The organism is Microbacterium sp. Leaf351 (genome assembly GCF_001423825.1).
GTDB classification, from domain to species: Bacteria; Actinomycetota; Actinomycetes; order Actinomycetales; family Microbacteriaceae; genus Microbacterium; species Microbacterium ginsengisoli.
The window spans coordinates 64,369-68,017 of the sequence record NZ_LMPK01000015.1 but is presented as its reverse complement, the minus strand read 5'-3'; the positions used below and the strand labels follow the sequence as shown (position 1 = coordinate 68,017).

Annotated in this window: 1 protein-coding gene and 2 pseudogenes; 1 reads left to right on the top strand and 2 read right to left on the bottom strand. The window is 69.4% G+C overall.

Translation table 11 applies throughout. From position 1 onward, the window contains the following. Together ASG00_RS17315 and aceA are read right to left on the bottom strand one after the other, a co-directional pair. Positions 1–763, bottom strand: a pseudogene (locus ASG00_RS17315) (malate synthase A); the annotation flags it as partial. A gap of 102 nt (positions 764–865) precedes the next feature. Further along, positions 866–2,182, bottom strand: coding sequence for an isocitrate lyase (gene aceA, locus ASG00_RS05965; protein WP_045247336.1), 1,317 nt, complete (start codon positions 2,180–2,182; stop codon positions 866–868). Positions 2,183–2,326: 144 nt separating this feature from the next. Between aceA and ASG00_RS05960 the strand changes: the two are divergent. Beyond that, positions 2,327–3,649: pseudogene (locus ASG00_RS05960) on the top strand (helix-turn-helix domain-containing protein); the annotation flags it as partial.

The following is a 3,649-nucleotide window of genomic DNA, read 5'->3' as shown; positions in this document are numbered from 1 at the left end:
ACTCCTCGCTGAAGGTGAAGATGTCGTCCCACAGCTTCGCCTCCTCGCTCGACTCGAGCTTGGCGATGTAGAAGTACGGACCCGAGCCGTTCGCGATCAGCTGCTGCGCGTTGTGGAAGAAGTACAGCCCGAAGTCGACGAGCGACCCGGATGCCGCCATCCCGCGGCCCGTTCGGTCGATGAAGCGGATGTGCTTCTCGACCAGGTGCCAGCCGCGCGGACGCATCACGATCGTCGGGGTGCGCTCGGCGGTGACGCGGTACTCCTTGCCCTCGGGGCTGGTGAACGACAACTGGCCGCGGATCGCGTCGAACAGCGACAGCTGGCCCTCGACGACGTTCTTCCACGTCGGCGAGGTGGCGTCCTCCTGGTCGGCGAGCCACACGCGGGCGCCCGAGTTGAGTGCGTTGATGGTCATCTTGGGGTCGGTCGGACCCGTGATCTCGACGCGGCGGTCCTCGAGGCCGGGTCCGGCACCGGCGACCTTCCAGTCGGGGTTCGCGCGCACGGCGGCGGTGTCGTCGCGGAAGCGCGGGTCGCGGCCGTTGCCGATCTCGAAACGGCGGCGCATGCGGTCGGCGAGCCGGTCGTGGCGGCGTCCCGAGAAGCGGTGGTGGAGCTCGGTGAGGAAGGCGACGGCGTCCGGGGTGAGGATCTCGTCGTAGCGCTCGCCGAGGCGGCCCGTGATCTCGATCGCGGGACCCGCGTGGGTCGTGGGGGTGGAGTTCGTCGTGGGCGCGATGCCCGTGGCGGTGGGAGTCATTGGCCCGTTCTTCCTAGGAGATGTTCTGTCAGGGGGTGTGGGGGATGCCCCGGGGCGCGAGGTGTGCCCCGGCCCCGAGGCATCCGATGACGCTGTCGCGGATCAGTGGAACTGCTCGGACTCGGTCGAACCGACCAGCGCGAGGGTGGCGCTGTCGGGGTTCAGCGCGGTCGACACGAAGTCGAAGTAGCCGGTGCCGGCCTCGCGCTGGTGCTTGGTGGCGGTGTAGCCGTCGTCCTCGGCGGCGAACTCGCGCTCCTGCAGCTCGACGTAGGCGCTCATCGCGCGCTCGGCGTAGCCGCGGGCGAGGTCGAACATCGAGTAGTTGAGGGCGTGGAAGCCGGCGAGGGTGATGAACTGGAACTTGTAGCCGAGGTCGGCGAGCTCCTGCTGGAAGGTCGCGATCTGCTCGTCGTTCAGGTGACGCTTCCAGTTGAAGCTCGGCGAGCAGTTGTACGCGAGCATCTTGCCCGGGAACTCGGCGTGGATCGCGGCCGCGAACTCGCGCGCCAGCTCGATGTCGGGCTCGCCGGTCTCGACCCAGATCAGGTCGGCGTACGGGGCGAAGGCGAGGCCGCGGGCGATGACCGGCTCGATGCCGGCGCGGACGCGGTAGAAGCCCTCGGTGGTGCGCTCGCCGGTCGTGAACTCCTGGTCGCGGGGGTCGACGTCGCTCGTGAGCAGGTCGGCGGCGAGCGAGTCGGTGCGCGCGATGATCACGGTCGGCACGCCCGCGACGTCGGCCGCGAGGCGGGCCGCGTTGAGGGTGCGGATGTGCTGCTGGATCGGCACGAGCACCTTGCCGCCGAGGTGGCCGCACTTCTTCTCGCTGGCCAGCTGGTCCTCCCAGTGGATGCCGGCGGCGCCGGCCTGGATGAGCGACTGGGCGAGCTCGTACGCGTTCAGCGGGCCGCCGAAGCCGGCCTCGGCGTCGGCGACGATGGGGGCGAGCCAGTCCTGGGTGATCGTGCCCTCGGCGTGCTCGATCTGGTCCTGACGCAGCAGCGCGTTGTTGATGCGGCGCACGACCGACGGAACCGAGTTGGCGGGGTAGAGGCTCTGGTCGGGGTAGGTCTGGCCGGCGAGGTTGCCGTCGGCGGCGACCTGCCACCCGGAGAGGTAGATGGCCTTCAGGCCCGCGCGCACCTGCTGCACGGCCTGGCCGCCGGTGTACGCGCCGAGGGCGCGGATGTAGTCCTCGGTGTGGAGCAGGTTCCACAGGTTCTCGGCGCCGCGGCGGGCGAGGGTGCTCTCCTCGCGCAGCGAGCCGCGCAGACGGACGACGTCCTCGGCGGTGTACGTGCGCTCGATGCCGTCCCAGCGGGGGTCGGTGTCCCAGATCTCCTGCAGCTCGGCTGCGGTCTGCGTCTGGTCGCCGGCGCGAAGCGGCGGCTGTCCGGGCGTGGCCTGAATCGTCATGGCGGTCTCCTTCATCGGATGCCGGGTCCGTCGGTGGACCGGCAGGTCGTCGTGAGACCACTATCCGTGAAGTTCAAGAGCGAACCCTGCGATTTTCGGAGTGAAGATTGCAAAAAATTCACTCTTCGTGACAGACTGCGCGGCATGACGCTCGCGGAAACTCCCACCGAAACTGACGTCGAGGCCGACGCGCTGACGATCGGCCGACGCATCCGTCAGCTGCGCACGAAGCAGGGGCTCACCCTCGAGGCGCTCGCCGAGGCGGTCGAACGCGCCCCCAGCCAGCTGTCCATGATCGAGACCGGCAAACGCGAGCCGAAGCTCACCCTGCTGCGCGCGATCGCGAAGGCGCTCGGCACCTCCATCGACGCGCTGCTCGAGGCCGAGACGCTCGACGAGCGCGCCACCCTCGAGGTCTCCCTCGAGCGCGCCATGAAGGGGCAGACCTTCCAGGCCCTCGGCATCTCGCCCTTCCGCATCGGCAAGACCGTGCCCGACGAGGCGCTGAAGGCCATGCTCGCCCTCCAGCACGAGATCGAGCGGCTCCGCGACGAGCGCGCCGCCACCCCCGAGGAGGCCCGGCGCGCGAACGTGGAGCTGCGCCATCTCATGCGCGGGCAGAACAACTACTTCCCCGAGCTCGAACGGCAGGCCCGCGACATCCTCGATGCCGTGCACCACCCGGGCGGCCCCCTCACCCAGCGCACCACGAGCGACATCGCCGCCCACCTCGGGTTCACGCTGCACTACGTGCCCGACCTGCCGCAGACCACCCGCAGCGTCGCCGACCTCAAGAACGGGCGGCTCTACCTCTCCAGCAAGCTCACGCAGAAGGGCGACTCGCGCACCGCGGTGCTGCAGGCGCTCTCGAGCCGCATCCTCGGGCACACCGAACCCGCCAGCTACGCGGACTTCCTGCGTCAGCGGGTCGAGACGAACTACCTCACCGGCGCACTGCTCATTCCCGAGGCCCACGCCGTGCCGTTCCTCGGCGAGGCGAAGACGCGCAAGGCCATCTCGATCGAGGACCTCCGCGACGCCTACTCGGTCTCGTACGAGACCGCCGCGCACCGGTTCACCAACCTCGCCACGGTGCACCTCGGCATCCCGGTGCACTTCCTCAAGGTGCACGAGTCGGGCACGATCACGAAGTCCTACGAGAACGACGACGTGAACTTCCCGACCGACCGGCTGGGGGCCACCGAGGGCCAGATGTGCTGCCGTCGCTGGACGAGCCGGGCCGTCTTCGACGTCGACGACCGCTTCAACCCGTACTACCAGTACACCGACACCGGCAACGGCACCTACTGGTGCACGGCCCGCGTCGAGAACTCCAGCGAGGGGCAGCACTCGGTGAGCGTCGGGGTGCGCTTCGACGACACGAAGTGGTTCCTCGGACGGGACACCCCCAACCGGGGCGTCTCGAAGCACTCGGTCGAGGTGTGCTGCCGCCGCGCACCGGTCGAG